The sequence below is a fragment of the Nocardia carnea genome, assembly GCF_029869215.1.
GTDB lineage: Bacteria > Actinomycetota > Actinomycetes > Mycobacteriales > Mycobacteriaceae > Nocardia > Nocardia carnea_B.
Window position 1 is genome coordinate 1 of record NZ_JARWPM010000308.1, and the last position, 4,993, is coordinate 4,993.

3 protein-coding genes and 2 pseudogenes are annotated in these 4,993 nt (G+C 71.0%); 3 read left to right on the plus strand and 2 right to left on the minus strand.

Features of this window, described 5'->3' with window-relative positions; all coding sequences use genetic code 11:
* Both QH276_RS21795 and QH276_RS21800 read left to right on the plus strand, forming a co-directional pair.
* A pseudogene (locus tag QH276_RS21795) lies at positions 1–437 on the plus strand (hypothetical protein); the annotation flags it as partial.
* A gap of 105 nt (positions 438–542) precedes the next feature.
* Positions 543–1,886 (plus strand): NAD(P)/FAD-dependent oxidoreductase, encoded by a 1,344-nt coding sequence (locus QH276_RS21800; protein WP_280399007.1) that lies wholly within the window; start codon positions 543–545, stop codon positions 1,884–1,886.
* 19 nt (positions 1,887–1,905) lie between these two features.
* On the opposite strand, the gene QH276_RS21805 is transcribed toward QH276_RS21800, so the two are convergent.
* Positions 1,906–2,643: a hypothetical protein gene (locus QH276_RS21805; protein WP_280399005.1), complete on the minus strand. Its 738-nt coding sequence runs from the start codon at positions 2,641–2,643 to the stop codon at positions 1,906–1,908.
* A 271-nt stretch (positions 2,644–2,914) separates the two neighbouring features.
* Between QH276_RS21805 and QH276_RS21810 the strand changes: the two genes are divergently transcribed.
* Positions 2,915–4,000 carry a fatty acid desaturase family protein gene (locus QH276_RS21810; protein ID WP_280399004.1) on the plus strand — a complete coding sequence of 362 codons (1,086 nt, stop codon included), beginning with the start codon at positions 2,915–2,917 and terminating at the stop codon, positions 3,998–4,000.
* Positions 4,001–4,138: 138 nt separating this feature from the next.
* Here the strand turns inward: QH276_RS21810 and QH276_RS21815 are convergent.
* Positions 4,139–4,957 (minus strand): annotated as a pseudogene (locus QH276_RS21815) (ATP-binding cassette domain-containing protein); the annotation flags it as partial.
* Between the last annotated feature and the right edge of the window lie 36 nt (positions 4,958–4,993).

Here is a 4,993-nt window from a genome sequence, read left to right on the forward strand (position 1 = left end):
CCCCCGGGCGCCCCGCGCCGCGCGAGGCGGGGCGGCACCCGCGCCGGGCCGCGATCCCCGCCACCCGCCGGCGGGCCCCCGCGGCGGCCGGCGCGGATCCGGAGGCCCGGGTACGGGCCTCGGTCCGCGCGTTCGTGCAGCTCCTGCTCGACGACCCCCGCAAGGGCCGGGTGGCCATCGTGCAATCCGTGGCCGTCCCGAAACTCCGGCAGCGCCGGACGCAACTACTGCGGCATCTGGCCCACCAGTCGGCGCTCGAAGCCCGGGAGTTCCTCGGTACGCCGGGCCGCAGCGTGACCGCGGACGAGACCGCGGGCCTGCTCTTCATCGGCGGTATGGCCGAACTGGTCACCGCGTGGCTGGACGGCGCCCTGCAGGTCACCGCCGACGATATCGTCGACGCCGCGGCGCGCACCCTGCTCGGCCTCTACCGCTGAACCGGGCACCGAACCCCGGTGGGCTGCCCGGATTCGTTCCCTCCCGTTTCGGACGCCGGCTTGCGGGAATCGCCTCCGGTAACCGAGACGAAGGAGGCGGTGCACGTGCCGGACGCCGAGAACAGGGCCGACCGCGCCACCGGGCCGCGGCGGGTCGTGATCGTGGGCAGCGGATTCGCCGGATTCGCCTGTGCCCGCAAACTCTGCCGCACCCTGGCGAGGGCGGGCGACGACACCGAGGTCGTGCTCGTCACGCCGACCGACTACATGCTGTACACCCCGCTGCTACCGGATGTCGCGGGCGGGCTCATCGACCCCCGATTCGTCGCCGTATCGCTGACCGACGCACTGCCCCGCGTCCGGCTGATCGTCGCGACCGCCGAATCGATCGACCTCGACAACAAGACCGTCACCGTGACCAGTGACCACCACGGCCCTCGCGAATTGACCTGGGACCGCCTGGTACTCACCCCGGGGTCGGTCACGCGCTTGTTCGACGTCCCCGGTCTCCGCGAACACGGCCGCGGCCTGAAAACCGTCGCCGAGGCGCTGTACCTGCGCGAACAGCTTCTGCGGCAACTGGAGCTCGCCGATCACGAGGAGGATCCGGAGATCCGGCGGGCACGACGGACCGTCGTCGTGGTGGGCGCGTCGTACGCGGGGACCGAACTGATCGCCCAGCTGCGGGCGCTGGCCGATAGTTACGCCGCCCGCCGCGGGTTCGATCCGGCGGAGATCCGGTTCCTGCTCCTGGATACGGCCGACCGCGTGATGCCGGAGGTCGGCGAGAAGCTGAGCGATCAGGTGTTGTCCGTCCTGCGCGGGCGCGGGATCGATATCCGGCTCGGAATGTCGCTGCGGGAGCTGGCCGCGGATCACGTCGTACTCACCGACGGGACGACCGTGCCGACCCATACGGTCGCCTGGGTCACCGGTGTCACCGGCGCGCCCGTACTCGGCACCCTCGATCTGCCCATGGAGCGCGGGCGGCTGAAAGTCGGCGCCGATCTGCGAGTGCCCGGCCATCTCGATGTCTTCGCCGGCGGTGACGCGGCGGCGGTACCGGACCTCACCCAGCCCGGCAAGATCACCCCGCCCACCGCACAGCACGCCACCCGGCAGGGCAAGGTCCTCGCCCGGAACGTGGCCGCGAGTCTGGGAATCGGCACCGCGGCGCCGTACAAACATCGCGATATGGGTCTGGTGGTGGATCTGGGTCCCCGTTTCGCCGTCGCCAACCCCCTGGGGCTGCGTCTGTCGGGGCTGCCCGCCAAGGCGGTCACCCGCGCTTATCACACCTATGCGGTACCGCGCGGGCTCAACCGCTGGGCGATCACTCTGACCTACCTGACCAACGCCGTCACGTCGCGACCGCTGACCCTGCTCGGCCTGGTCAGTCCGGAAGAATCGACTTTCCGTGCCAGCGAAGGAATTCGGCATCACGCGTGAGCGCGCCCGCGCGCCAGGGTCACCCGACGCGGACGCCGGCCATCCGGCCGAACGCCTCCGCCAGGGCTTGTGCCACGTCCGCGGTCTGGTCATCCGGGCTGCCGCGGGTATGTGCGGCGATCGTGAACCCCGGTCCGAACGACGCCGACGCGACTTCCGGCGGCGGCACATCCGACCACCCCCATTTGCTGCCCTGTACCCCCGGTATCCGGGCGGTGCCCCAGTTCTGCGGTGTGCCGTCGGCGGCGGTAGGCGGTGCCGTTGCCATCCAGGCGAGGATCGGCGAGCCGGGGTCACGGGCTTGTTTCGCGGCCAGGAAATCGGCGAGGTCGGCGGTGCTGGTGGTGGAGGAGTTCCAGCCGCCGCCGGGTGTGGTCTGCCGCAGCCCGTACTCCGCCGCGACCGCGCCGATGGCCTGCGGGTATTTCGCGGCGATCGTTTCCGCCGCGGCATCGTCGGAGACCCGGACCATCCGTTCGGCATCGGCCCGGTCCGCGGCCGAACCGTCCCCGTGGCTCAGGGCGTAGTCGGCCAGGTAGAGCTTGGCCATCGACAGGGCGCTGCGGGTTTCGTACTCGTTGGCCGTACCCCAGCGCAGGCCGTTCGGGCCGCGGACCGAGACCGCGCTGCGGTCGGGCACGCCGTCGGCCACCTGAGCGGGGAGGCCGGGTTGCGGGAGCGGCTGCCCGGCCGCCGGCACCGCGCCGGAACAGGCGGCGGCGATCAAGGTCGCCAGGACCAGGGTTCGGTAGCGCATCGCTCGCCTCATTCCTGTTCAGGACACCGTGGGTGGCCGGCGGATACCCACTCCACGGGAAGACGAACACACCGGATCCCAGGGAGAACGCCGCGCGTGCTCCGCCGCTCGCCACCGCCCTTCCCCCGGTGCGGCCGCGTTTGCGGAACGGGGTCGGAAGCGCGGAGCCGGCGCAGGTAGGCTGAGCGCATCAGTCGACCGGGACGGTCGGCCGGCGGCGGTCACAGATGATCCACCGGCGAACAACACCTGTGCAGAGATCGGTTAACACATGACGGCAAAAGCCGCCGAATACGACCTTCCCGCCGACCGGATCGAGAAACCGCAACCCGTGCGGACCGCCCGCACCACCGACTACTCCGTCTTGCTGCGGCGGGTGCGGGACGCGGGGCTGCTGGACCGGCGACCCCGGTACTACGTGTGGAAAGCGTCGGCGGTACTGCTGGCGCTGGCCGCCGGGTGGTCCGCTTTCGTGCTGATCGGCGAGTCGTGGTGGCAGCTCGCCACCGCCGCCTTCCTGGCCGCGGTCTTCGCCCAGTTCGCCTTCCTCGGCCACGACGCCGGGCACCGGCAGATCTCCGGCCGGCGTAACACCGACTACCTGCTGGGACTGCTCTTCGGGAATCTGGCGATCGGGGTGAGTATCGGCTGGTGGACGAGTAACCACAACCGCCACCACGCCCATCCCAACACCGAGGACGCCGACCCCGACATCATGGGTGTACTGGCACATTCGACCTTGCGTGCCCGCGCGGGGCGCGGCGTGCGGCGGCTGATCTTCCGCTACCAGGGCTGGCTGTTCTTCCCGATGCTGCTGCTGGAAGGCTGGAGCCTGCACTTCGCGGGGGTCCGGGCACTGGTGCAACGGTCCATCCCGCGGCGCCGGCTGGAAGCGGGAACACTGCTCGCCCATGCCGCCGGATATCTCGCACTCGTCTTCCTGGTGCTGCCGCCGCTGCAGGCCCTCGTTTTCATCGTGGTGCATCAGGGCCTGTTCGGCTTGTACATGGGCTGCACATTCGCGCCCAATCACAAGGGCATGGAGGTCCTCCCGGCCGGCGACAACACCGACTATCTGCGCCGCCAGGTCCTCACCTCACGCAATGTCCGCGGTGGGCCAGTTATCGATACGGCGTTCGGCGGTCTCAACTACCAGATCGAGCACCACCTGTTCCCGTCCATGCCGCGCGCCAATCTGCGCCGGGCCCAGCCGATCGTCGCCGAGTACTGCGCGAGCATCGGAGTGCCCTACTGCGAGACCGGCCTGTTCGCCTCCTACGCCCAGTCCGTCGGCCATCTCCACGCCGTCGGCCGCAGTATCGACCGGCCGGACCCGGTTCCCGCGGCCGGTCGATAACCGGGACATGCTCGGCCGGCCGCACCGGCCGCACGCTCCCCCGGTTCCGCGTCATCGGCGCTGCTCGGCCTCGAGCTGCGCCGCGAGCGCTTCGCGTCCGGCTCGGTGACGTGCGAGTAACTCGGCACGCCCGCCGTCTCAGGCCGTTCGCGCCACCGCCGCGCCGATGCCCGGGCACACCCCGTCCCAGATCTCGAGCCGCGTGCCCCGGAAACGCTCCCGCATCCGCCGATCGTGGGTAACCACCACCAGCGCACCCCGATACCCGATGAGTGCCTCCTCGAGCTCCTCCACCAGCGCCGGGGACAGATGGTTCGTCGGCTCGTCGAGCAGCAGCAGATCCACCGGATCACTCACCAAGCGCGCCAGTTCGATGCGGCGGCGCTGCCCGTAGGACAGCTCCCCGACCCGCAGACCCAAGTCGCCGAGCCGGAACAATCCCAGGCGCAGCAGTTGCTCCGCGTACTCCTCCGGGTGCCAGGGGCGGCCGGACGCGAACGCCTGCAGCACAGTCATCTCCGTCGGCCACGGCACCTCCTCCTGCCGGAGATACCCGACCCGGCCACACACCCGGACCGACCCGCTGCCGGCCCTCAGCTCCCCGGCCAGCAACCGCAACAGCGTGGTCTTGCCGGCACCGTTGGGGCCGGTGATCAGCAGCCGCTCACCGGGAGCCAGGGACAGCTCCCCCACCTCGAGCCGGCCGGGCACCCGGACACCTGTCAGCTCGGCGACCGGACCGTCCACGTCGAGCGCATGGCTTTCCAGTTCCGGCGTGAAACTCAGCGGGTCCGGTGGCGCGTCCACCGGATCGGCCGTGAGCCGGTCGAGCCGCTCCTTGGCGTTGCGGATCCGGGGGCGGGCGCCGGGATCGCGCCCCCGCGCCCCGGACGGCCCCGCGGCGCACACCGCCAGCGGCAGTTTTCGCGGAATAGCCACCCGCCCGGTGACATTAGATTACCCCAGCCGGCGCCTGCGGGCCCGTTCCTCCGA